Consider the following 23,841-nt stretch of genomic DNA (forward strand, 5'->3'; position numbering starts at 1 on the left):
CACATTAATTGGTATTGCCGATACCAATTTGTGGTCTACTTGCGGCATGCAGCTGACACGCTTCACCGACATCGGCCTCCGGGTCGTGATGCGGCTCGCCGTCGCGGGTGAAGAGTCGGTCGGTGAACAGCACGGGGCTGCAACACCTCTCACCACGAAGGATCTCGCCGCGGAGCTCGCCGTCCCGTACACGCATGTCGCCAAAGTCGTCGGCAGGCTGTCGGAGATGGGCGTCGTCCACGCGCGCCGCGGCCGTACCGGTGGTCTGACGATCACCGATCTCGGGCGCGAAGCGCGCGTGGGCTGGCTCGCGCGATCGCTTGAAGGTGATGGGGAGGTCGTGGATTGCGAAGGCCCGCAGCCGTGCCCGCTTCGGCGCGGATGCCGTCTGCGAGGAGCGCTTGCCCGTGCGGCTGCGGCCTTCTACCACAGCCTCGACTCCGAGACCGTCGCCGACCTCGCCGCCGAGCCGACCACCGCGGTACTGCTTTCCCTGTCGACGCGGCCACCACAAGAGGACGGACCGCTCCAGGCGGAGCGATAGCGACACGCCCACAGAAACTTCCGGCCACACGCCGGAGCCCTATCCCGATGAGCAAGTGAACAAAGGAGTTCCCATGCTGTCCGACACCCAACGCGCCACTCTCGCAGCGACCCTGCCCGCAGTCGAGGGAGCTCTCCCGGAGATCACCCCGCGTTTCTACCGCGGACTCTTCGATGCGCACCCGACCCTGCTGGACAACATGTTCAACCGGACGCACCAGAAGTCCGGCGAACAGCCGCAGGCCCTCGCGGGCTCGGTCGCCGCCTTCGCGCGCCTCCAGCTCGAACCCGACGTCCGGCGTCAGCGGTTCATCCTGGACCGGATCGCGCACAAGCACGCGTCGCTGGGCGTCACCGCCGACCAGTACAAGGTCGTCCACCAGCACCTGTTCGCGGCGATCGTCGAGGTCCTCGGCGAAGCCGTCACGCCAGAGGTCGCCGACGCCTGGGATCAGCTGTACTGGGACATGGCCGACCTGCTCATCGCCTCGGAAGCCGACCTGTACGCCGCCGCGGGTGTCGAGCCCGGCCAGGTGTGGCGTGAGGTCAAGGTCAGCGACCGCGTGCAGGTTTCGCCCGACACGATTGCCCTCACCCTCGCCGCGGTCGACGGCGTGTTGCCGAAGTTCCGTCCCGGACAGTACATTTCGGTCCAGGTTCCGCTGAGCGACGGCGCGCAGCAGATTCGTCAGTACAGTCTGACGGGCTCGCCCGCCGACGCCCAGTGGCGCTTCAGTGTCAAGCTCGCCGGCGAGGTCTCGGCACACCTGCACGAGCACGTCTTCGAGGGCGACACCCTGAAGGTCAGTACCCCGTTCGGCGACCTCGTCCTACCCGACGACGACGCCCCGCTGCTGCTCGCGTCCGCCGGGATCGGTTGCACGCCGGTGATCGGCCTGCTGACCGCGCTGGCGGAGAAGGGTGACGCCCGCCCGGTGACGGTCCTGCACGCCGACCGTTCCCGCGACCGCCAGCCGCACCGTGGAATGCTTGCCGCGCTAGTGGATTCGCTGCCGACCGGTCGACTGATCCAGTGGTACGAGAACACCTCGCCGCACATCGTCTCCGATTCGGTCCGAGTCGGCCACATGTCGTTGGACAATGTCGAGGTGCACCCCGAATCCAACGTCATGCTCTGCGGACCCACCGGATTCCTGTCCTCGATGCGCGAGGAGTTCCTCGGTCGCGACATCGCGGAGAGCCGAATCCACTACGAGACCTTCGGTCCGGAACTCCTGCGGTCGAGCGCGCGATGAGTACCTCCGCGGCGGTCGTCACCGCGCTCACCTTCGTGTGGCTCGGCATGGTCTTCGCGATCTCGTTCCTGGAGGCGCCGTTGAAGTTCCGCGCGCCGGGCGTGACCCTGCCGATCGGTCTGGGGATCGGCCGACTGGTCTTCCGGGCACTCAACGCCGCGGAGGTCGTCTGGGCGATCGCGATCCTGATCGCCGTCGTGCTCGGTTCGTGGCCCGGCGCCGCCACGCCGGTCGCCGCGGGCGTTGCGATCGCGGCTCTGGTCATCCAGCTCGTGGCAGTACGGCCGGCCCTCACCAAGAGGTCCGACGCCGTGCTGGCCGGGCACGAAGGTCCGCGTAGCTCGGCTCATCTCGTCTATGTCGCCTTCGAGGTGATCAAGGTTGCCGCGCTGATCTGGCTCGGCACCGCGGTACTCGTCAACGCGACCTGACGCGAGAGAACCCGGGCTACCCGTCCCTCATCGGCGACCACCGCGGTCGCCGATGAGGGACGCGGCCAATTCCTCTGCCTGCATACGGATCTCGGGGACGGCGGTGGTCTCCCAGAGCTCCCCGCGACGCAGCGATCCGAGAGTCCAGATCGGACCCGGCCGGCCATCGGCGTCGAGGACACGCCCGTCGTCGGTGATCAGTCCCAGGCCGAGCGGGTCGGTCGTCGCGAGTCCGGCGTCGAGGATCGAGTCCAAGACGGGATTGCCGAGCTTTCGCACATCCGACTGCGGGCCGGTGCAGTTCACGATCCATGCGTAGGTGCGTTCGTCCTCGCCGGTCGCAACGGTGAGACCACCGGGCACCGCATCGACGCGGGTGATTCGTCCCGAGCGCACGACGAGGCGTCCCGCCCGCCGGGCATCGTCGACGAGTTCGCCGCTCGACGGTGGCATCCGGTGCCGGAGCACCCCCCAGTCACCGGCGAACTCACGGACGAAGGTGCCGCGGTCCGCGTCGTCGAGACGGCCCCACAGTTCGGCAATCCGATAGCGCACACCGTCGACGCCGGGCCGCCAGTTCCCGAGCAGGCGTTCGATTCTCGCGACATGGGTGGCGACCGCCGCCCGGATCTCGTCGACGCTGTCTCCCCAGGTCGTGGTGTCGGGGACGACTTCGCCGAGGTAGGTGTCGGCATGACGCCGGGGGAGTCGGCCGCCGCGTGAGACGGCCTCGACGCGGCGGTTGCGCCCGACTCGAGGAGGCTGATGGCCACGTCGACCATCGTCAGGCCGGTGCCGATCACGAGGACGTCCCCGTCATCGGCCAGCACCGGTTCGAGGGCGTCGGGCAGCCACGGGTCGGCGATGTAGCGGGGTTGATCGCTCAGGTCGCAGGGTGCCCAGCCGTCTCCGACACTCGGGAGTCCGGTTGCGAGCACCAGTCGGTCGCCGTCGAGGACCGTTCCGTCCGAGGTTGTCACACGAATTCCGTCGCCGACGGCGGTGACCCCGACCGCGCTTTCGCGGACGTGCCGGACACTCAGCCGGTCGCCGGCGCGGTCGCAGGCCTCCGCCAACCGGGTCCGCAGGTAGCGGGCCCACTGTGCGCGCGGTGCGAAGAAGTAATGCGCCTCGTCGCCGGAGGCGAGCCCCTGGGCACGGCACCAGTCCACGAAGTCGAACCGCTCATCCGGGTCCACCGACATCCCGGAGGCCGGCACGTTCAGCAGGTGGGCGGGATCCTTGGTGCCGAACGCGGGACCCGCGACCTGGTCGATCGGGTCCACGACGACGACCTCGAGAGCTTCTGCCCGGTCATTTGCTGCCGCCAGTCGAGCGAGGTGGAACACGACCAGGGATCCGGCGGCGCCCGCGCCGACCACGACAATGCGCATCAGCCGACACCGGCGCCGACGGCGCGGGAACAGGCGGAACCGCTTCGTGGACGGGGACGCATTCGGAGCACCGGTACTTCTTACAGCAGACGTGCCAGGGGGTTGGTAGAGGACAGGTCACCAGTGTCCGCGATCACCTCGCTCTGCCGTGGTCTTCGTCTTGATCTGGTAGTTTAGAGCGAACCCATGAAGATCGGATCATGTTGTGACAGAAGCGAATCAGCCCGGATCGAACAAGTCCGGACGACGCCCGGCGTACGAGATCGTGGCCGACGCGCTTCGGGTACGCATCCTCGCCGGTGAGCTGACCCCTGGTACTCGTCTGCCCCCCGACGTCGAACTCCGCGCCGAGTTCGGCGTCGGACAGAGCACGGTCCGCGAGGCCATACGGACCCTCGCCAGCGAGAACCTCGTCAACACGACCCGTGGGGTGACCGGGGGAACGTTTGTCGCGACACCCGACATCGGTCAGTTGAGTGCGAACCTCGAAGCGGGAGTCACGCTGCTCGCCGCAGCCGAAGGGGTGACCGTCGATCAGCTCATGGAGGTCCGGCAGCTCACCGAGGTGCCCGCCGCCGGAGTCGCCGCCTATCGTCACTCAGACGCCCATCTGGAAGAGCTGCGCGCCACCATCTTCGACCTGTCGGAGGGTGTCGGTCCGGAGGTCTACGCCAACAACCAGGAGTTTCACCGCATCCTGCTGCGGGCGGCGGACAACCCTCTCCTCGACCTGATCACCGTCCCGGTGTTCCGCGTCATCGGCACCCGCTTCAGCCGCGACGTCGCGCCGGAAGGGTTCTGGCGGTGCGTCGACGAAGACCACCGTGCGATCCTCGAGGCGGTCGAGCGCCGGGACTCGATGACGGCGATGACGCTCATGCGCCGGCATCTCGACCACCTCGGCGACGTCTACAAGCAGATGGACCTGCTCAGACGTCAGAACTGACGCGCACGGGCGGGAGCCGGAGATGCCAGTCGCTGTGCTCCTGCACCTGCTCGGCCAGCGCGAGAACAGTCCCCTCGCGCAGACGCGCCGCCGTCAACTGTGCGCCGATGGGCATACCGGACGGATGCACGCCGACCGGCAGTGCCAGTGTCGGACCGTCGTGCAACGACCACGGATACGTCAGCTGTCCCATCCGGCGGGCCTGTGCGACGACCGCCTCCCCGACGCCGATCTGCGGCACATCCACCGGCATCGCCGGGGTGAGTACGACGTCCACGTCGCTGAACATCTCGCTCATCGCCGACCGGAACATGTCCCGCTGGCGTACAGCAGCTGCCCGTTGTTCGTCGGAGATGGTCAGCCCGAGGGAGATTCGCTCGCGGGTCGCCGCCTGGAACCGGGTCGGCTCGTCGCGCAGCCGTTCGGCGTGCATACGCGCCAGGTCCGAATAGATCAGCGTGTAGACCACATCCTGAGCCGATTCACTGTGCGGCACGCGGCATTCCACGATGTGATGACCCAGTTGCCGGATGAGTTCGACGGTCTCGGTGACGGCGTCGGCGATGGCGGGGTCGATGTCGCCGGTCACGAACGGATGGGGGACCGCAACTCTCAGCGACTCGGTGTCCGCACCGGTCACATCCGACCCGGCGAGGACCGCGAACGTCTCACGTACCTGTCGGGCCGTACGTGCGAGCGGTCCGACGGTGTCGAAATCCGCACTCACCGGGAAGATCCCGGACATGTCCAGGACTCCGGTGGACGGTCGAAGACCGGTGACTCCGCAGCACGCGGCGGGCAACCGGATCGAACCGCCGGTGTCCGTGCCGAGTGCGACGTCGACGACACCCGCGGCCACGGCGACACCCGAACCGCCGCTCGAGCCACCGGGCACACGGCGGGCGTCCCAGGGATTGACCGATCCGCCCGAGGCGGAGTTCTGACTGGTCACCCCGACCGCGAACTCGGCCATGTTCAACGTCGAGGTGGTCACCGCCCCGGCGCTTTTGAGCGCACTGACACACGTGGCGTCGTCGGCTGCCACGCGGTCGGCGAAGAACTCCGAACCACAGGTGGAGCGGACCCCGCCGACGTCGATGTTGTCCTTCACGCCCACGCGGACACCCGCAAGAGGGCCCCGAGCCCCGGAAGGATCGACCCGAAGCTCCTTGGGCACCCAGCTGATGACCGTGTTCAAGCGCTCGGCGACGGAAACCGCGTCGGCGGTGAAAGATCCGGAGATGCCGGAGGGGCCGGCGACAGAGTCACCGGCCCCTCCGAAGTCACCGGTCAGGACGCCACCCGAGCCGAGCGCAGCGCCTCGGTGGCGGCCTCGTCGATGGTCCAGGTGTCGGTGTCCACCACGACACCGTAGTCCTGTCGGGCCTCCTCCGCGCTGAGGTACTCGTCCCACACGTCGGACAGCACGGCGAACGGGTCGCGCAGGAACGGGTCACCGAAACCGCCACCCGACGGCATCCGGATCTCCAGACGCTCGCCCTCGCGGATGACCTCCTGGGTCACCTTGGAGAAGAGCACCTCTTCTTCGGGTGTGCCGGGGTTGCGGACGAACGATCCCGACGCGCCGTCGCCGCCGCCGAGCGCACCCGCAGGCGGATCGCTGCGGTTGTCGGCCTCGGAGCCGAGGAAGGTGTCGGTCTCCATGTACCAGGTGCGCACGCTGCCGATGCCGCCGCGCCACTGGCCCGGAGCCGGCGACTCGTCACGCAGCTCATAGCGCTCGGCGCGCATGGCGTGGTTGAGCTCGAGTTCCTCGATCGGGTTGTTGCGGGTGTTCGCCATCAGGCGTCGACGGCGTCCATGCCGTCCTTGCCGTTGCGCGCACCGTAGGAACCCTCGTTGATCTCGATGTAGACCCAGTACGATTCGCCGTCCTCGGCGAGGCCGGAGTAGGCGATGGCGCACAGGGCGGCCGACGAGCCGGCGATCGCCCGTTCGGGCAGCACCGGCGCGAGTGCCAGGTTGATCGAGTCGAAGATGCGGTTTACCTGGGAGAACCGGGCGAAACACGATGCCGGGAAGTCCGGGTTGAAGATGGTGCCCTCGGGTGCGTAGGCACGCACCGGTCGGAAGCAACCGTCGTTCTGTGGGACGAACTCCTCGGTGAGGTGTTCGTCGAGGAGGATGGTGCGGATCGCGCTCACCGCGACGGGCAGCACCGAACCCTCGAAGGGCACGTTGAACGCCGTGGGCACCTGGTCGTTGGAGCCGGTGAGGTCGATCAGGACATCCTCGTCCTCGACCTGCACGCGCACCGCGACCTTCAGCGGGACACCGCGGTTCTTGCCGTCGTCGTCGAGGTAACCGATCGGCGCCTCGTAGCTGCCGTTGGGGATCGCCCGGATCCGGCTGCGCAGCATCTCCTCCGAGTAGTCCATCCACCGGTCGGCGGCACTCATCACCACGTCGAGGCCGTACTTCTCGAGCAGTTCGACGAACCGCTTCTCGCCGATGCGGGAGCACGCGATGAGAGCCTCGAGATCGCCGCGGTTCTGCTCCGGAGTGCGCACGTTGTCCAGGATGTGCTGGATCAGCATGTCGTTGCGGACGCCGCCGTCGTAGATCTTCATGGAGTCCATCAGCTTGCCCTCGGCCCAGACGTCGACGACGTCCATGCACAGGCCGGGGAAGTTGCCGCCGATGTCGGAGACGTGACCGGTACACCCGGCGAAGCCGATGTGCTCACCCTCCCAGAAGATCGGGATGATCACGCCGTAGTCGGGGGAGTGGGCCGCACCGTGATAGGGGTGGTTGTGCAGGATCACGTCACCGGGCTTGTACGTCCCGGCGAGCTTGCGGTTGACGCCGCGGATGTAGGCCGGGATCGAACCACAGTGCATCGGAGTCGAATCCGACTCGCACAGTTCGCGACCGTTGACGTCGAAGATGCCGGCGCCGAGGTCCTCGGACTCGCGGATCAGGCTCGAGTAGGCCATGCGGTAGAGGACCTGGGCCATCTCCTTGGCCATCGAGTTCAACGCACCGCCGATGACGCGCAGGGTGATCGGATCGACCTCGACGGTGTTCCAGGTCCGATTGGCCTCGGCGGCAAGGGAAACGCCGTCGGTGGGCATCAGGGTCTTCGCCATCTCAGGCGCTCCTCTCGATGATGATGTGGCCCACGGCGTCGACCGTGGCCTTCTGTCCGATGCCGACGATGGTCGTCGAGTCGAACTGCTGGACGATGGCCGGGCCCTCGAAGGTGTTGCCGGCCTTGAACAATGCGCGGTCGTAGACGGGGGTCTCGACCCATTCGGGGTCGGCGGAGTCGTTCTTCCAGAACAACGCCTGGGTGGTCGACTTGATGGCGCCCGACGCGTCGGCGCCGCCCGCCTCGATCTCGGCGATGCGAATGTGCTCGACCGCGCCGACACCGGTCACGCGGATGTTGACCAGCTGTACCGGCTTGTCGTCGAACCGCTGCGAATAGGTACGCCCGTGCACTTCGTGGAACGTGGCCGCGGTCTGCTCGACCCATTCGGCGGTGATCTCGCCGTCGGGTGCCGGCACACGAAGCTCGTAACCCTGTCCGACATAACGGCAGTCGACGCTGCGCTCGAGGGTGATGTCCTCCTCGGCGATGCCGTCGGCGCGGAGCTGGGCGATGGCCTGCTCGGAGAGCCGGTCCATCTCGCGGCTCAGCAGGTCGAGATCGGGCTCGGCCGAGGAGGTCCAGACCGTGGTGGGGACCTCGTACCGGACGTCGGTGGTCAGCAGGCCGACCGCCGAGGTGATGCCGGGATGTCCGGGGACGATGACGCGTGGGATGCCCAGGTGCTCGGCGATCTGCCACGCGTACAGCGGGCCGGCGCCACCCTCGGCGACCAGCGAGAACTCGCGTGGGTCATACCCCTTGCGCACCGAGTGCAGGGAGATGGCCTCGGTCATCGAGTGGGCCAGGATCTGGAAGATGCCCATCGCGGCGTGCTCGAGATCGGCGCCGAGTTTGTCGGCGATGTGGGTCTTGACCGCCTCGGTCGCCAGCTCCGGCTTGACCTCCATGGTTCCCGACAGGAAGCTGTCGGCACCCAGCCAACCCATGACCACCATGCGTCGGTGGAGGTGGGTTCGGTGCCGCCGCGGTTGTAGCAGGCGGGTCCGGGCATGGCGCCCGCGCTGCGCGGTCCGACGCGGAACATGCCGCCCTCGTCGATGCTGGCGATCGATCCGCCTCCGGCGCCGATGGTGTCGACTTCGGCCATCGGGACCATCGCGTGGTAGTCGCCGATGCGGGTGTCGAGCAGATGCTTCATGCGCAGCTTGCCGTCGGGTGCGACGCCGATGTCGGCCGAGGTGCCGCCCACGTCGAGGGTGATGACACTCGGGTAGCCCGACGCCTTGCCGATGAAGCATCCGCCGAGAAGTCCGGCGACGACACCGCTGGTCAGCAGCGAGACGGGGACCTCGCTGGCGCTGCGCGACGTGACGAGACCGCCGGCCGAGGTCATCAGGTGGACGTCCTCGCCGACCTGTGCGGCCTTGGCCTTGCCGGCCAGGTTCTCGATGTACCGGGAGGTCTTGGGTCCGACGAAGGCGTTGAGGGCGGTGGTCGAGAAGCGCTCGTACTCGCGGTACTGGCTGGCGACGTCGCTGGAGAGCGACACGAAGACGCCGGGGTACTCCTCGGCGATGATCTCGCGGACCCGCTGCTCGTGGGCCGGATTGCGGTAGGCGTGCAGGAAGGCCACGGCGATCGCCTCGACCCCGCGCTCGCGGAGAAGAGCGACCTCGCGGCGGACGGCGTCTTCGTCGAGCGGGGTCAGCACGTTGCCGGCGGCGTCGATCCGCTCGGCGACGGTCCGCCGGTTGCGCCGCGGGACCAGCTGCCACTTCTGCCACGGCAGATCCTGGTAGTTGGAGTAGTTCAGGGGGCGCTTCTTGCGCGCGATGTGCAGGAGGTCGCGGAACCCGTCGGTGGTGATCATGCCGACGTCGCTGCCGTTGTGCTCGAGCACGATGTTGGTGGCCACGGTGGTCCCGTGGAAGAACATCTCGATGTCCGCGACGTCGATGCCCGCGCGTTCGGCGAGCACCTCGATCCCGTCCATCGTGCCGATCGAGGGATCGTGGTTCGTCGACGGCGTCTTGTGCACCGTCACCGTCCCGTCGTCGTCCCACAGGACCAGGTCGGTGAACGTACCGCCCACATCCACGCCGATTCGCTTCATCGAAACTCGCTTCCTCTTTTCGTACCGTCACCCCGACCTCGGATCGGTGCGCCCCATCCGGTGACGGGAGTGATCTAAGCCATAGCTGCGCTCGGAAGGATCATGCAATACATCGGATGTTTAGGCAACCAATGGACCAGAATTCATGCACGAGCGTGGGAAAGGCGTGTCTTGACGAGCTAAAGATCTGATGTTTATGGTGGGCCGCGTCACGGAGTGTGCTTTTCGACGACGACGCCGCACCCTTGTAGGAGGACCATTGACCACCCATCCCGCCACTCTCGGACGCTTCTTCGAGGACTACGTCGTGGGCGACGTCTATCAGCACCCGATGGGCCGCACGATCACCGAGACCGACAACGCGTGGATCACGTGCCTGACGATGAACACCAACCAGAACCACTTCAACGAACATCTCGCCCGGACGAATCCCATCACCGACGGCAAGGTGATCGTGAACTCGGGGCTGACCATCGCCCTGGTGCTCGGACTGTCGGTGATCGACATGAGTCAGAACGCCGTCGCCAACCTCCAGTTCACCGACGTCAAACTCCAGCATCCGGTGTACGTCGGCGACACGATCTACGCCGAGAGCATCTGCACCGACCTGCGCCGGTCCAAGTCTCGTCCCTACGCGGGCATCGTGTCGATGGTCACCCGCGGGATCAATCAGGACGGCGAGGTCGTGGTCGCCTGGAACCGCTCGGTCATGGTCGCGACCCGCGAGAGCGGTATCGGACAGAACTACTTCCCCGAGGTCAAGGCGCCCTCGCTGACCGAGGTCGTCGCCGCCCAGACCGAGGACGCGCGGTCATGAGGCCGCTCGAGGACGTCCGGATCATCGCCGTCGAACAGTACGGCGCCGGCCCCTTCGGCAGCGTCCACCTCGCCGACCTCGGGGCCGACGTGCTCAAGATCGAGGAGCCGACCTCCGGTGGCGACGTCGGGCGATACGTTCCGCCCTACAACAAGGGCGAGGACTCCCTGTTCTTCGAGACCTTCAACCGCAACAAGCGCAGCCTGTCGCTCGACCTCGGAACCCCCGGCGGGCGCAGGGTGTTCGAAGATCTGGTGCGCACCAGCGATGCGGTGTACTCGAATCTGCGCGGCGATGTGCCGGCGAAGATCAAGATCACCTACGACGACCTCAAGCACCTCAACCCGGCCATCGTGTGCTGCAGCCTGACGGGGTTCGGCATGACCGGTCCGCGCGCGAAGCAGCCCGGCTACGACTACATCCTGCAGGGCCTGGCCGGATGGATGGACCTGACGGGTGACCCCGATGGACCGCCCACCAAATCCGGTCTGTCCCTTGTCGATTTCTGCGGCGGGTACGTCGCGGCGCTCAGTCTGATGTCCGGCCTGCACGCCGCCCGTCGCGACGGTGTCGGCGGCGACTGCGACGTCTCGCTCTACGACACCGCGATCTCGATGCTCACCTACCCGGCCGCCTGGCACCTCAACGCCGGATACCGGCCGGGACGCACCAAGAACTCGGCACATCCGTCTCTGGTGCCGTTCCAGGCCTTTGAAGCCTCCGACGGCTGGTTCGTCGTCGGTTGCGCCAAGGAGAAGTTCTGGGTGCGGTTGGCCGAGACGATCGGGCTGCCGGAACTTCTCGAGGACCCGCGGTTCACCGACTTCACCGCCCGTGGTGAGCACAAGGACGAACTGCTGCCGTTGCTCGAGAAGCGATTCGCCGAGGCGACGGTCGATCACTGGGTGTCGTTGCTGACCGAGGCGGGTGTGCCGACGGGGCCCATCAACGACGTCGAACAGGCGCTGACCGAGGAACACACCCTGGCGCGCGGGCTCATCGCCACCACCGAACACGAGGTGTGGGGTGAGGTACGTCAGGTCACCTCACCGGTGCGCTTCGGCAACGAGCCCACGGAGTATCGTCGGGCACCGCGTCGCAACGAGAACTTCGACGAGGTGATGGAACTGCTCGGCTACAGCGCAGAGGACGTCCGCGGGCTGGTCGACGCCGGTGCTTTCGGATCGATCGCACAGGCCACGCCATGACCGCCCGCCGCCTCGCGAGCTGGGCCGCGGCCCTCGACATCGATGACATTCCCGAGGCCACCCGGCGGGCCGCGCTGCGACACCTGCTCGACGGCATCGGCAATGCCATCGGAGCCCGCCGGCTCGACCAGGGCGGACCCGGACTGTCCGTGGCCCGCGGGCTCGGCGGCCCGGCGCAGGCACATCCGCTCGGTGACTCCGACGCCATCTCGCGCCCGCGGCAGCCTTCGCCAACGGGGTGCTGATGCATGCCCTGGACTTCGACGACACGCATGCCGGTGCACTCGTGCATCCGACGACGGTCGTGGCGCCGGCTGTCCTGGCCGTCGCCGAGGAAGTCGGGGCGACCGGCGCGCAGACGGTGACCGCGCTGGTGGCCGGGCTGGAGATCGCCTGTCGACTGGGCGCGGCGGCACCACACGGCTTCCACGCACGCGGCCTCCATGCGACCGCCGTCGTCGGCCCGCTCGCCGGTGCCGTCGCCGCCGGCCTGCTGTACGGCGCCGACGCCGATCGTCTGACCGATGCGATCGGCATCGCGGCGTCGTCGTCGGGCGGCTTGCTCGAGTTCCTCGACACCGGGGCCAACACCAAGGTCCTGCATCCGGGGAACGCGGGCTTCAACGGTGTCCTCGCCGCGCGCCTGGCGCTGGCCGGGGCCAGCGGACCCGAATCGGTGCTGGAGGGCCGGCGCGGGCTGTACCGCGCGCTCGCCGACCGCGACGTGGATCCCGACGGGATCGTCGCCGATCTCGGAACTCGTTGGGAGAGCGCTGGTATCGGTATCAAGCCGTACCCGAGCTGTCAACTCATGCATGCCTCGCTCGATGCGGTCGCGCAGGCTCTGGCCGAGGCCGCGCGATCGGGCACCGAGGTGTCGGCGTCGCGTATCGCCGCCATCAGCGTCGACGTCCATCCCGACAGCGTGGACATCGTGTGCGGGCCGGGCACCGGTACACGCAGTCCCCGCAGCATCTACGACGCGAAGTTCGACCTGCCGTGGAGCGTCGCCGCACTCGTCCACGACGGAGCGGTCACCGTCGACACCTACGCCGAGGCCTCGATCGTCCGACCCGAGGTGGCCGCCACCGCCGCACTCGTCGACGTCGTCCCCGCACCCGATGCCCGCCCGGCCGCCGACGCCGCCGGCCGGGCGGTCATCACCCTCGACGACGCCACCCGGCTCGTCGGCGAGGTTCCCTGCAGCCGAGGCACTTCCGGCCGTCCGATGGACGATGCCGCGGTCGCCGAGAAGTTCCGGGGCAACGCCGGCGGGGGAGAGGCCTCCGAGGCACTCGTCCAGACCGTTCTCGGTCTGTGCGACGCACCGTCCGTGGGGCAGATCCCGGCGCTCGCGGCCGACATCCTCTCCGCGAGCTGACCCACCTTCACCTGCCGGTCCGCGGCCGGGCCCGGGTCTAACATCTCCGATCACCTCTCAGATCAAGGATCACACAATGGATTTCAGCTTCACCGAGGAACAGCGCGACTTCCGGTCGGCGCTCCGTCAGCTGGTCGACAAGGAGATCATCCCGGTCGCCAACGAATGGGAACGCGAGGGCCGCTATCCCACGGAGATCGTCGCGCGGCTGCGGGACATGGGTCTGTTCGGGATCACCACGCCGGAGGAGTACGGCGGACTCGAACTCGACATGGTGTCCTTCACCCTCGTCTACGAGGAGATCGCCCGCGGCTGGATGGGTATCGCCGGCATCCTGGGCAGTCACAACCTGGCGTGCTGGATGATCGCGCGGCACGGCACCGAGGAGCAGAAGCAACAGTGGTTGCCCCGGCTGGCGACCGGTGAATGCCGTACCGGCATCGGACTGACCGAACCGGGTGCAGGCACCGACCTGCAGGGCATCAAGACCACCGCCACCCGCGACGGCGATGACTACGTCATCCGCGGCACCAAGACGTGGATCACCAACGCACGCCACGCGAATGTGCTCCCCGTCCTGGTCAAGACGGATCCGTCGGCTTCGCCGGCGCACAAGGGCATGAGCATCCTGCTCGTCGACACCACGACGCCCGGATTCGAAGTGCAGCGAGACCTCGGCAAGCTCGGTTACAAGGGCACCGAATCGTGCGAGATCTTCCTCGACGAGGTGCGGGTACCGGCGTCGACACTGCTCGGCGGGGTCGAGGGCCGCGGTATGCAGCAGGCGCTGTCCGGGTTGGAGATCGGCCGCCTCAACATCGCCGGCCGCAGCGTCGGCATCGCGCAGGCGTCGTACGACGCGGCGCTCAACTATTCACGCGAGCGCACCGCCTTCGGGAAGCCGATCTCCGACTTCCAGGCGATCCAGCTCAAGCTCGCCGACATCGCCACCCAGCTGCAGGCGGCGCGTCTCATGACGTATTGGGCTGCTGCCAAGGCGGATTCGGGTGCACGTGTCGACGGGGAGGCCGGAATGGCGAAGTACTTCGCGTCGGAGACCGCGATCACCGCCAGCCTCGAGGCGATGCGTATCCACGGCGGCTACGGCTACTCGACCGAGTTCAACGTCGAGCGCTACTACCGCGATGCGCCGTTGATGTCGATCGGCGAGGGGACCAACGACATCATGCGGACCGTCATCGCCAAGGCGCTGGTCAACGGAACCGTCACCGTCGGATGAGTTCGCCGCTCGTCTACCTGTACGTACCGGGCGACCGGCCCGAACGGTTCGGCAAGGCGACCACGTCCGGTACCGACGCCGTGGTCCTCGACCTCGAGGACGCGGTACCGGTCGCGGCCAAGGACTCCGCGCGCATCGCGGTGGGGACCTGGCTGGAGAAGCGCGACCGGGCCGGGGTGCCCACGTGGGTACGGGTGAATCCCGGCGCCGAACTCCTCGACGACCTGACCATGGCGGTCCGGTGTGGGGCCGACGGCATCTGGCTGCCCAAATGCGATGATCGCGCGACGCTGGATCGCGTGGACCGGATGCTCACCGACCTCGAGGCTGCGGAGGGCCGTCCGCGGACGCCGGTCTCACCGCTGATCGAGACCGGTGCGGGTCTGGTGAATGCGCCGGCGATCGCCGCCGGCCCCCGCGTCGAGTTCGTGCAGATCGGCGAGGTGGACCTGGCTGCGGACCTCGGCGTGACGCCGGTCGTCGGCGACGAGTTGCTCTGGGCACGTTCCCAAGTCGTGGCCGCGTCGGCGGCGGCACGGATCCGGCCACCACTCGCGGCCGCGTCGCCGGTCATCGACGATCCGGAGTCGTTCGAGACCGAGACCCGGCGCCTGACCGGGCTGGGCTTCTTCGGTCGTGCGTGCATCCACCCGCGCCAGATCCGGCCCGCCCGTGCCGGTCTCGCACCGACCGCGTCCGAGGTGGACACAGCGGTCGACGTGCTGGCGGCATTCGATGCCGCCGGGCAGGGAGCCGCGACCGACAGTGCCGGCCGGCTCATCGACGAGGCGGTCGCCCGCATCGCGCGTCGGACGCTGACTCGCCGGGGCTGATCCCCGCGAACGACATTCCCGTGACAGACTGCCGGCAAGAATGCGGATTCTTCTCAGGACCTGCTCAGGATGCCTGATTTGTCCGCTACTGTTTTGCCATGCTCAGTACCCGGTCTCGCCTTCGCGCGTCATTCTGTGTTTCCGCTGCCGGCCTGGCGGTTGCCGCGGCCGCTGCGTTCCTGACCGTAGGCGCCGACACAGCGGACGCCGCACCGGTCGTGAATCCTCAGGCCGGAAAGGTCGTCGCCCACTCCGGGTTCGATGTGAAACGCGACGGCTTCTCCTTCGAGAATTGGGGAGACAACGACGCCCTGCACCGGCGCGGACTCACGACCGAGGGAATGCGCGCGGTGTTCGGTGACGAGGTATGCGCCCGCATCGTGCTCGGCATCTGCTCACCGACCACCGTCGCCGAACTCGTGATGGCGGAGTTCAACGCGTCGATGAGGGGCGGTCATTGCTACGGCATGGCGGCGCTGGCAGGCCTGTACAACACGAAGCGGCTGAGCCAGTTCCCGCTGGCGCTGCCAGGACAGAGCGTCTACAGCATGCCGGCGTCGGGGCCGCTGGACGAACTGATCGCCCGGATGTTCATCACCCAGGGCTTCCCTCCCACGGACCTCGCCGAACGTGAGGTCTCGGTGCCACAGGCGCTGTCGAAGCTCCGTACCGCATGGTCGCGCAACGACAACTACATCCTCGCCATCTATACGGACGAGGAACATTCCGCCGGGCATGCGATCACACCGATCGCGCTCCGTGACCTCGGTGGCGGCAAGCACGGAATCGTCGTCTATGACAACAATTTCCCGGGCCGGGAGAAGATGGTGGTCGTCGATCCCGCCGCCGACTCCTGGTACTACTCGACGGCGACGAACCCGTCCGAGCCGACGATGCTGTACCAGGGCTCGCCGAAGAACAGGATGATGCTGGTCCCGCTGGCCCAGGTTCTGAAGCGTCACCAGGATCCCGACCTGCGCACCGACGACACCGTCGTGCTGGTCAGTGACACCAACGGCACGGCGCAGGGTGTCGGTGACGTGGACTGGGACGTCCGGGTCACCGATCCGTCCGGCAAGCCGATTCCCGGTGTCGAGCAGCGGATTCTGTTCAACAATGACAATTCCGCACGATTCACCGTGCCGGCGGGCAAGCGTTTCCGCATCGTCGTGGACGGTGTCGAGGCCGGGCGTACCGCCGACATCAACACGACCGTGCTGAGCGCGGGTGGAGCGGTGGCGGTCGGCGACCTCGAGGTCCCGGCGGGTGCGACATCGGCGCTCGATGTCGATCCGGTTCGTCACGCGGTTCGGGTGAGTTCGTCGGCACCGACGACAGCCGTGTTCGAGGTCGCCACCGAGGACTCGTTGCGGTCGGTCTCGGTCGACACCTCGCAGCTCGCCGTCGGCCCGGGCTCGTCGGTGTCGGTAGGGGCCACCTCACCGGTCGGCGTGACCGTGCGGACCGAGGGACGTTCGCAGAAGTTCCAGGTCGCGGTCGAACGCAGCGACACCATCGCCGACCGGAGTGCGGTCACCCGGACTCCGGTCACCCTCCGGCCGGGCGCGACGCTCGATGTGCCGGTGGATCTCTGGACGGGCTGGACCCCGCTGACCGCGACGGTCCGCGCCGGTGGGTCCATCACGACGGTGCCCCTGACGGTCAGGTGATTCCGCCGTCCGGCGAGTCGACGTGACATAGGGAAGACCTCCGAGTGAGGTGTGGAGCCGTCTAGGAACCGCTCCTCAACCCGGAGGTCTTCATGTCTCACCGTATCCACCCGTTGTCCCCGACCGGCCGGTTGCGTCTGGCTCGGTGTGTTGTGGACGACCGGTGGCCATTGCGCCGCGTGGCTACGTGCCCGCAGACGCGAGGTTCGCCGGTACGAACGTGAAGCGCCCGGAGACTTGATCCACGTCGACATCAAAGGCTCGGGAGAATCCCCGACGGTGGCCGACATCGCGTACACGGCCGCGCCCAGGGCACCCGCAACTCCAGCGCACCGCGAGCCTGGGCGAACCCGCAAAGATGCTGGCCGCCCGAACCGGGGGTACGCGTATCCTGCATCACGCCGTCGACGACCACTCCCGGTAACAAGTGGACCCGACCGTACCGGCCGCAAACCAACGGCAAGGTCGAACGATTCAACCGGACCCTCCAGGAGGAATGGGCCTACGCTCGCCCCTACCTCAGCGAAACCGAACGCGTCGCAGCCTTCCCCGAATTCCTTCACAACTACAACCACGAACGCGGCCACACCGCACTCCGAGGCAACTCACCCGCCGACCGCGTACCCAACCTGGCGGGTCAGTACAGCTAGTGATGCGCGTCGACGGCGACCGGGGCCATCGACCGCCACTTCTTCAGGACGGCGGGGCCCTGCAGCTCCATCCAGGCGATGACGTCCTGGTGGGTGGCGCAGATGACCTCCGGCTTGGTGCACGCGCGGCGCATGAAGGCGGCGGTCGCCGGGTTGAAGGCGTTGGTGTTCCAGGTGTTCAGATGGTTGGCGATCACCAGCGGCGCGCGGTTTCCCTCATAGGCCCGGCGCAGCATGTAGTCGTAGGTGCTGGTGACGACCCGCGCGATCCGCGCACGATCGGCGGGCCGATCCGTCGCCTTGTTGACGCTGTACCAGAAGTTGTAGTCGAGCGCTGTCTGGCGTTGCTTCAGCGCCGGCGACCAGACGTAGGGGACAGGGAATTCCCAGATGCCGTTGATCTTCGACGGCCAGTAGACACCCGGTCGCGACGCCGGCATCGACGAGTCCCACATCATGTCGTAAGCGCGCAGCGCGGGGAAGAGCGCTTTCATCGAACCCTCGAGGCACTGTGTCCGAGCGCCTTTCACCGCTTCGGGTCCGAAGGCGAGGTCGGGTCCGGTGCGGATTCCGTTGAGTTCACGCCACTGCGTCATGAGCCGGAAGAACTGAGCCAACTCGTGACGCCATTCGGCACTGGTCCACGACTTACCGGGATTCTTTGTGCCCGCGCAGAAATGGCCCACGAAGTGGGTGCCCATCTCGTGGCCGTCGTACCAGGTGCGGTTGAGGTAGGTGATCTCCTCGATCACCTCCTTCTTCGATCCGCCGAATCCGATCGCCGCCTCGCCGGGTTTGTATCCCGGACCGCGGTACTGCCGCTTCTTGGCGTCGGTGAGGAAATAGAGCCCGGTCATGAGCGCGGTGAATCTCGCGTCCGATTCGGCGGCGGTGCGCAGGAACAGGTCCCAGTTCTTCGACACCCCGACGCCGTCGAAGGAGAACAGGATGAATTGTGGCGGTTTCTCACCCGGTGCCAGTCGCTTCATCGGGACGTTCGACGCCACTCGTGTGGGCGGTGACGGCGGAGCCGGGGAGAGTGTGGTACTGATATTTGGAATCGTCTCGGGCACAGCCGACTTCGCCGAGGTGGCGCATCCGGCGAGTAGAACGGTCAGAACCACGACGATCGGCGCCGAGATCATCCGCGTTCCGCGCCCGATCGCCAATTGGATACCCCCGTCATTACTTTCGCTTTACCTTATGCGGCAGAATGTGGAATGGCCTCGTGGCCGGAAAGGCAGGCACAGAATTGTTGCCTTCGTTGACCCTTCGTGATTTCCGGCGATCCGGCTGGTCGCCTGTCCCACTTCGACTTCTGGGCGTCGCACTCGCCGCCGGTCTCGGACTGACGGCGTGCAGTGCCGACGATCCGTCGGCGTCGGGTCCGGTCAAGACCCAGACGGCGACCTCCACCGAAGAGGTGGAGTACCTCGACGAGGTCACCGTTCACCGGTTCGAGTACCCGACGCCCGGCGAGGCCGACAGCAAGCAGAACTGGGCCGAGTTGTACCTGCCGGAGGGGGAGCAGCGGGTCGATTCGATCCCGCTCGTCGTCCTGATCCACGGTGGTGCGTGGCAGAGTGCGCTGGGCGCGGACATCTTCGAGCCGCTCGCGCGGGATCTCGCGGATCGCGGGATGGCGGTCTACAACGTCGAATACCGACGGGTGGGTTCGGGTGGCGGCTGGCCGACGACCTTCCGGGATGTCGCGAGTGCGCTCGACCACGTCTCGGTGGTGGACAAGCAGTTCCCACAGATCACCACCGACGATGAGCTCGTCGTCGGACACAGTGCGGGCGCGCAGCTCGCCGTGTGGGGCGGTACTCGGCACAAGCTGGAGGATGACGAGGTCGGTGCGAGGCCGGTGTTCCGGCCGACACGCATCGTCTCGCTCGCCGGACCGCTCGACATGGTCTATGCCGCAACGCATGGCGACGATCGCATCGTGACCGCCCTCGGTGGCACACCGCGTCAGGTGCCGAAGCGCTACGCCATGGTCGATCCGATCCAGAACATCGATCCCTCGACGCCGGTTGTCGCCGTGCACAACACCGGCGACCGCATGGTCTCGTCGGCCAACTCGAGCCGATATGTCGACGCCGTCGTGAAGCAGGGAGGCGAGGCCACCGCGGTACTGCTCCCGGGCGGCAACCACGGCTCGGTGGTGACCTCTACCGCGCCCGAGTACCCGAAGGTTCTCGACATCATCACCGGCGCGTCGTCTGCGGACCTCGACGATGTGGACGAGGTGACAAACTGACCAGCGCCCGTTCCAGCTCCCCGGGTTGTGTGCGGGAGCGATAGCGTGCGTGGGTTTCTCGCTCCCTGAGGTGTGTGTGGGAGTGTCTGCGCCCACGTTCCTCGCTCCCTTGGGGGTGTTTGGGAGTGGTGGCGTGCGTGCGTTCCCGCTCCCTGAGGTGTGAGGAGCGTTAGCGACGAACCTCGAAGGGCCGGTGACCTTCCCGTCCTGAGCCTCCGTACGCGTGGTCGAGAAGCGCTGAGGCGACGACGAGTTCGGCAGGAGTGGCGTTGCGTAGGTCGATGATCTGGCGCATCTGGAGGCGTGGGGTATCGCCGGACTCCGGTTCGGGTCCGTGGATCTCGTCGCGTACCTGTTTGAGGTGGTCGGCGAATCGGCGGGGTATGTCGGGTCTTCGGTTGATGCGTTCGGGGTTGGGTGGTGCGCCGGGTGCGGTGTTGAGTTGCCAGGTGGCGCGGCCTTCGTCGGGGCCGTCGCGAACTATGCGGGTGGTGAATTGTCCGGGCTGGTTTCCGACCATGTGGTGGTGGCGGGTGCAGGCGGGGGTGAGGTTGGTGATGTCGGTGAATCCGCCATCGACCCAACCGATGTGGGCATGATGCATTTCCACGTGGGCGGCGGGTACACAGCAGTCGGGGTTGGAGCAGCTTTCACCATCGGGCCGGGCGAAGGACACCAAGCGCTGTTCGCGGGTGGCGAGGCGTTTGCCGCGGCCGAAGTAGAGCGGGACGGCGGTGGCGTCTTTGAACACCGCCAGCCAGGGTTGGGCGTCGGCGGCGAGGTTGATCAGGTCGGGGATGGGAATCTGGGTGCCGGTGGCGGTGACGGCGTAACCGGCTTCGCGGACGAGGTCGTTGAGGTCGGCCTTGACGATCACCTGCATAGGCAACCCGCGATGACTCTTCCCGAGCATACCGTCCTCGAACACGGCTTTGAGGAGTGCGTTGAGGGCGTCGTGGTTGAGCTGGGCGGGGCTGCGGTCATCACGTTCGGCCGCGGCCGCGACGGCTTCGGGATCGGCGTCCTCGATCGAGCCGTGCGGGGACTCGGGATCGTCGGGGTTGTTCATCCCCGGTTTGGCCCACACGGCCAGGAACATCGACACCCGTGCCAGCAGTTCAGGCGTCAGGGTGCCGGCCATCTTGGCGGTGCCATCGGCGCGTTGCCGGTTGAGGTACAGGTTGCGGCGCCGTTGACGGTCGGTGTCGTCGGCGAGGGTGCCGTCGGGATCGAGGTAGCCCAGGAGTCGGGCGCCGGCGTCGGTGATCTGGTCGGGGGTGAGGTTGACGGCTTGTTCGGCCATGGTGCGTTCGGCGGCGACCTTGATGTCGTGGTCGACCGCGTGGGGGATCTGGTCGAGCACGTCCATCACCGCATGCACGTGCCCGGACCCGACCCGACCGTCGGCGAACTCTTTCGCGAGGGTGGGGTGGACGGGTTCGAGGGGTTGGCCGGTGGTGGCGTCGGGGTAGGTGGCGGTGGCGCGGGTTTGTTTGAGGCGTCTGCCGGGGTAGGCCATGCGCAGCCGGTGTTTCATGTAGTCGATGACGCTGCGGTACCCGGCTTTACGAGGTAGGTCGCGCTGGTCGGCTTCGACGATCTGCTGGTTGCCGGTGTAGGTGAGTCGGGCGATGGCTTGTTCTATACGGATGCCGGCGTCGTCGACCTCGGTATCGGACAGGCGGGTGAAACCGGTGGTCTGCAGCTTGTCGACGAGCGCGTCGAGTTCGTCGAGCAACTCGGGCATCCCGGCAGGGAACTCGTCGACCGCACCGGTCGATGCGATATCGGTCATGACGATCACCCCCCGCGGATCGATTGTCGAATACACGTTCGACTGTACGCGCTATTCCGTTGGCGTGCAACAAGACTGGCACGACTTCGCAGACGGAATCTTGTCGGTGGGATGGTGTAGTGGACCGCAATTCGGCTGTGATGTATCGGGTCTTCGGTGACAGTTCTGTGTCAGGACTTCGGTGACAGTTGATGTGTCAGGACTTCGGTGACGGTCTGGTCTTCGTGGGGCGTGGGCCGCGGGGTTGTCGGTTGCCGACGTAGCTAACTCCGGGAGCGGGGTCGAAGGTGTTCGACTACGACCTCTCCATCGGTGTTCGCGATGACGATAGCGCTGTCGTCGGCGACGACGAGGACCTGGTCGAAGGCGTGGTCCACATCGACCGTGTAGGTGACTGAGTCCACGCTGATGGTGCCGGAAGTGCTGACAGTCCTGACCAGGACGCCCTCGGGTAGATCGGCGGTTGGGCGCGGCGCGGGCCGCGGGCGCGATTTAGGCCGATCGAACAGTGACCCACCGGCTATCGGGTGTGGCGCATGGGCTTTCGGTGTGGCTTGCCACGCGGCCAGTGGTGTGACGCGCCCTGGCAGGCCCTGGTGAGGCCGTTGGGTGTTGTAGATGTGATCGAACGCATCAACCTGGGCCTGCAGCTCGGCCAGGGTGTCAGCCAATGGCTGCTTGTCCAGATACCGGAACAACGACTGATGGAATCGCTCGTTCTTTCCCTGCGTGGTCGGCTTGTAGGGCTTGCCGGTGATCGTTTCCACCCCGAGCACGCGGACGTGCTCGACGAGCTGACCGAGACGGCCGCGCCGCGAGGGGTTGAGCGCGGGCCCATTGTCGGTGAGGAGTCGTTGAGGTACTCCGTGGGCGGTCACTGCCTTGTCGAACACGGCGATCGCAGCCTCAGCCGTTTCGCCTGCGGCCACATGTGAGCCCACGGCGTAGCGAGAGTGATCGTCGATGAGCTGCAGGATGACGCACCTGCGTCCACCGGTCAGGACGTACTCGGTGCCATCGAGTTGCCAGCACGCATTCGGCGCCGGGTAGACGAACCTCCGCCACGCCGAGCGGGGCTTCTTCTTTTGGCTCACGGCGAGCGACACCGGCTTCGCGGAAGATCCGGGCCAGCGAGGCCGTTGAGGGCACCTGAGTCAACCCCATCGACTGCATCTTGTCGTGCACGCTGATCGGCCCGTGATCCAGACCTGAGGCTTCCAGAGCGGCGCGCACGGCCACCGCCTGCGCTTTGACCTCGTCATTGAGCGCTGACGGGCTCGACTTCGGGCGGCGGGTACGGGGTTCCAGGACCGCCGACGGCCCATCCGCTCGTGCTCGTTTACGCAACTCGTAGAACGGCTTCCGCGAAATCCATTGTTCGGCGCAGAATGTCGAGACCGCTCCGCGGGGTGCATCATCATGCCACTGCGAGATCGCCAGCCGCACGACAGGATCGATAGGTTCGTTAACTACCACCGCCTGAGCGTCGAGTGCTTGCAGTGTGAACCGAAGGCCAGGGTGCCGGCTTGGCTGGAGCCCATCGGGCGTGTCGTACCCGCTAAACGGAATCGACGCCTTGCCGCTTGCATCGACGTGTGTCAATATTGACGCGTGTCGAATAAGAATCTCCTGCTGTCACCGGGCCGCGGTCTGAGTGGTGACGAGACCGGGGCTGTCACCCCATTGTTGAAGGCGCTTGCGGATCCGGTTCGGCTGCGGTTGCTGTCCGAGGTCGCCGCGCATCCGGGCGGCGAGGCGTGCGTGTGCGACATCTCTGGACCGTTCGAACTGTCACAGCCGACGATCTCGCATCACCTGAAGGTGCTGCGCCAGGCAGGTCTGGTGACCAGCGAGCGCCGCGCGACCTGGGTGTACTACCGGGTGAACACCGAAGCGCTGCAGCAACTGTCGGACCTGCTGCGGGATCTCGCCGCGGTCGTGGGGGAAACGCGCTCGTGTGAGGCGGACCAGTGACCGCCACCGACACCGCAGTCGCGGGCAAGTTGTCGACGCTGGACCGGTTTCTGCCGGTGTGGATCGGCGCAGCGATGGTCGCCGGACTGCTGCTCGGTCGAGTCGTCCCCGGCCTGGGTGACACTTTGGCGGCGGTCGAGCTCGACGGCATCTCGCTGCCGATCGCCCTCGGATTGCTGATCATGATGTATCCGGTGCTGGCCAAGGTGCGCTACGACCGACTCGACTCGGTCACCGGTGATCGTCGCCTG

At 66.9% G+C, this 23,841-nt stretch carries 18 protein-coding genes and 5 pseudogenes; 14 read left to right on the top strand and 9 right to left on the bottom strand.

Annotation, left to right across the window (positions count from 1 at the left end):
• Positions 1–46 precede the first annotated feature (46 nt).
• The 3 genes from BJF87_RS14405 (at position 47) to BJF87_RS14415 (ending at position 2,230) form a co-directional block, all read left to right on the top strand.
• Positions 47–544, top strand: coding sequence for an Rrf2 family transcriptional regulator (locus BJF87_RS14405; RefSeq protein ID WP_075863367.1), 498 nt, complete (start codon positions 47–49; stop codon positions 542–544).
• A 73-nt stretch (positions 545–617) separates the two neighbouring features.
• Positions 618–1,799 (top strand): FAD-binding oxidoreductase, encoded by a 1,182-nt coding sequence (locus BJF87_RS14410; RefSeq protein ID WP_075863368.1) that lies wholly within the window; start codon positions 618–620, stop codon positions 1,797–1,799.
• On the top strand, positions 1,796–2,230 hold the full coding sequence (locus tag BJF87_RS14415) for a hypothetical protein (RefSeq protein WP_075863369.1): 435 nt from the start codon (positions 1,796–1,798) through the stop codon (positions 2,228–2,230). The genes BJF87_RS14410 and BJF87_RS14415 overlap by 4 nt, the downstream gene beginning before the upstream one ends.
• Positions 2,231–2,257: 27 nt before the next feature.
• Here BJF87_RS14415 and BJF87_RS26760 read toward each other — a convergent pair whose 3' ends face one another.
• Both BJF87_RS26760 and BJF87_RS14420 read right to left on the bottom strand, forming a co-directional pair.
• Positions 2,258–2,536 (bottom strand): hypothetical protein, encoded by a 279-nt coding sequence (locus BJF87_RS26760; RefSeq protein WP_262338965.1) that lies wholly within the window; start codon positions 2,534–2,536, stop codon positions 2,258–2,260.
• Positions 2,533–3,624, bottom strand: a complete 1,092-nt coding sequence (locus BJF87_RS14420; RefSeq protein WP_262338966.1) for an FAD/NAD(P)-binding protein — start codon at positions 3,622–3,624, stop codon at positions 2,533–2,535. The genes BJF87_RS26760 and BJF87_RS14420 overlap by 4 nt, the downstream gene beginning before the upstream one ends.
• A gap of 205 nt (positions 3,625–3,829) precedes the next feature.
• On the opposite strand from BJF87_RS14420, the gene BJF87_RS14425 reads away from it, so the two are divergent.
• Positions 3,830–4,570: a FadR/GntR family transcriptional regulator gene (locus BJF87_RS14425; protein ID WP_075863370.1), complete on the top strand. Its 741-nt coding sequence runs from the start codon at positions 3,830–3,832 to the stop codon at positions 4,568–4,570.
• Here the strand turns inward: BJF87_RS14425 and BJF87_RS14430 are convergent.
• The 4 genes and pseudogenes from BJF87_RS14430 to BJF87_RS14440 form a co-directional block, all read right to left on the bottom strand.
• Positions 4,554–5,768, bottom strand: a complete 1,215-nt coding sequence (locus BJF87_RS14430; RefSeq protein WP_084813198.1) for an amidase — start codon at positions 5,766–5,768, stop codon at positions 4,554–4,556. The genes BJF87_RS14425 and BJF87_RS14430 overlap by 17 nt on opposite strands.
• Before the next feature lie 92 nt (positions 5,769–5,860).
• Positions 5,861–7,680, bottom strand: a pseudogene (locus BJF87_RS14435) (hydantoinase B/oxoprolinase family protein).
• A gap of 1 nt (position 7,681) precedes the next feature.
• Positions 7,682–8,221 (bottom strand): hypothetical protein, encoded by a 540-nt coding sequence (locus BJF87_RS26770; protein ID WP_262338969.1) that lies wholly within the window; start codon positions 8,219–8,221, stop codon positions 7,682–7,684.
• Positions 8,222–8,341: 120 nt separating this feature from the next.
• Positions 8,342–9,759 (bottom strand): annotated as a pseudogene (locus tag BJF87_RS14440) (hydantoinase/oxoprolinase family protein); the annotation flags it as partial.
• Between the two features lie 259 nt (positions 9,760–10,018).
• On the opposite strand from BJF87_RS14440, the gene BJF87_RS14445 reads away from it, so the two are divergent.
• The 7 genes and pseudogenes from BJF87_RS14445 to BJF87_RS14475 all read left to right on the top strand — a co-directional run.
• A complete protein-coding gene (locus BJF87_RS14445; RefSeq protein WP_075863371.1) occupies positions 10,019–10,576 on the top strand; it encodes a MaoC family dehydratase in 558 nt (185 codons plus the stop codon).
• Positions 10,573–11,784, top strand: coding sequence for a CaiB/BaiF CoA-transferase family protein (locus tag BJF87_RS14450; protein ID WP_075863372.1), 1,212 nt, complete (start codon positions 10,573–10,575; stop codon positions 11,782–11,784). Before BJF87_RS14445 ends, BJF87_RS14450 begins: the two co-directional genes overlap by 4 nt.
• A pseudogene (locus BJF87_RS14455) lies at positions 11,781–13,165 on the top strand (MmgE/PrpD family protein). Before BJF87_RS14450 ends, BJF87_RS14455 begins: the two are co-directional and overlap by 4 nt.
• 76 nt (positions 13,166–13,241) lie before the next feature.
• Positions 13,242–14,405 (top strand): acyl-CoA dehydrogenase family protein, encoded by a 1,164-nt coding sequence (locus tag BJF87_RS14460; protein WP_006360559.1) that lies wholly within the window; start codon positions 13,242–13,244, stop codon positions 14,403–14,405.
• The gene (locus BJF87_RS14465) at positions 14,402–15,238 is read left to right on the top strand and encodes a CoA ester lyase (protein ID WP_006360558.1); all 837 of its coding nucleotides are present in this window, start codon (positions 14,402–14,404) and stop codon (positions 15,236–15,238) included. Before BJF87_RS14460 ends, BJF87_RS14465 begins: the two co-directional genes overlap by 4 nt.
• A gap of 98 nt (positions 15,239–15,336) precedes the next feature.
• Positions 15,337–16,908, top strand: coding sequence for a hypothetical protein (locus BJF87_RS14470; protein ID WP_035755420.1), 1,572 nt, complete (start codon positions 15,337–15,339; stop codon positions 16,906–16,908).
• Between the two features lie 204 nt (positions 16,909–17,112).
• Positions 17,113–17,558 (top strand): annotated as a pseudogene (locus tag BJF87_RS14475) (integrase core domain-containing protein); the annotation flags it as partial.
• Here the strand turns inward: BJF87_RS14475 and BJF87_RS14480 are convergent.
• Positions 17,555–18,703, bottom strand: coding sequence for a polysaccharide deacetylase (locus tag BJF87_RS14480; RefSeq protein WP_075863373.1), 1,149 nt, complete (start codon positions 18,701–18,703; stop codon positions 17,555–17,557). The pseudogene BJF87_RS14475 and the gene BJF87_RS14480 overlap by 4 nt on opposite strands.
• Positions 18,704–18,906: 203 nt before the next feature.
• Here BJF87_RS14480 and BJF87_RS14485 point away from each other — a divergent pair, with 203 nt between their 5' ends.
• Positions 18,907–19,821 (top strand): S9 family peptidase, encoded by a 915-nt coding sequence (locus BJF87_RS14485; RefSeq protein ID WP_035755441.1) that lies wholly within the window; start codon positions 18,907–18,909, stop codon positions 19,819–19,821.
• Between the two features lie 169 nt (positions 19,822–19,990).
• On the opposite strand, the gene BJF87_RS14490 is transcribed toward BJF87_RS14485, so the two are convergent.
• Both BJF87_RS14490 and BJF87_RS14495 read right to left on the bottom strand, forming a co-directional pair.
• Positions 19,991–21,616: an HNH endonuclease signature motif containing protein gene (locus BJF87_RS14490; RefSeq protein ID WP_006360553.1), complete on the bottom strand. Its 1,626-nt coding sequence runs from the start codon at positions 21,614–21,616 to the stop codon at positions 19,991–19,993.
• Between the two features lie 524 nt (positions 21,617–22,140).
• Positions 22,141–23,050: pseudogene (locus tag BJF87_RS14495) on the bottom strand (integrase core domain-containing protein); the annotation flags it as partial.
• Positions 23,051–23,227: 177 nt separating this feature from the next.
• Here BJF87_RS14495 and BJF87_RS14500 point away from each other — a divergent pair.
• Both BJF87_RS14500 and BJF87_RS14505 read left to right on the top strand, forming a co-directional pair.
• Positions 23,228–23,590 carry a helix-turn-helix transcriptional regulator gene (locus BJF87_RS14500; protein WP_006360795.1) on the top strand — a complete coding sequence of 121 codons (363 nt, stop codon included), beginning with the start codon at positions 23,228–23,230 and terminating at the stop codon, positions 23,588–23,590.
• A partial coding sequence (locus tag BJF87_RS14505) for an arsenic resistance protein (protein WP_396246702.1) occupies positions 23,587–23,841 on the top strand: 255 nt, incomplete at its 3' end. The genes BJF87_RS14500 and BJF87_RS14505, both read left to right, overlap by 4 nt.

It is taken from the genome of Gordonia sp. CNJ-863, assembly GCF_001942325.1.
Taxonomy (GTDB): Bacteria; Actinomycetota; Actinomycetes; order Mycobacteriales; family Mycobacteriaceae; genus Gordonia; species Gordonia alkanivorans.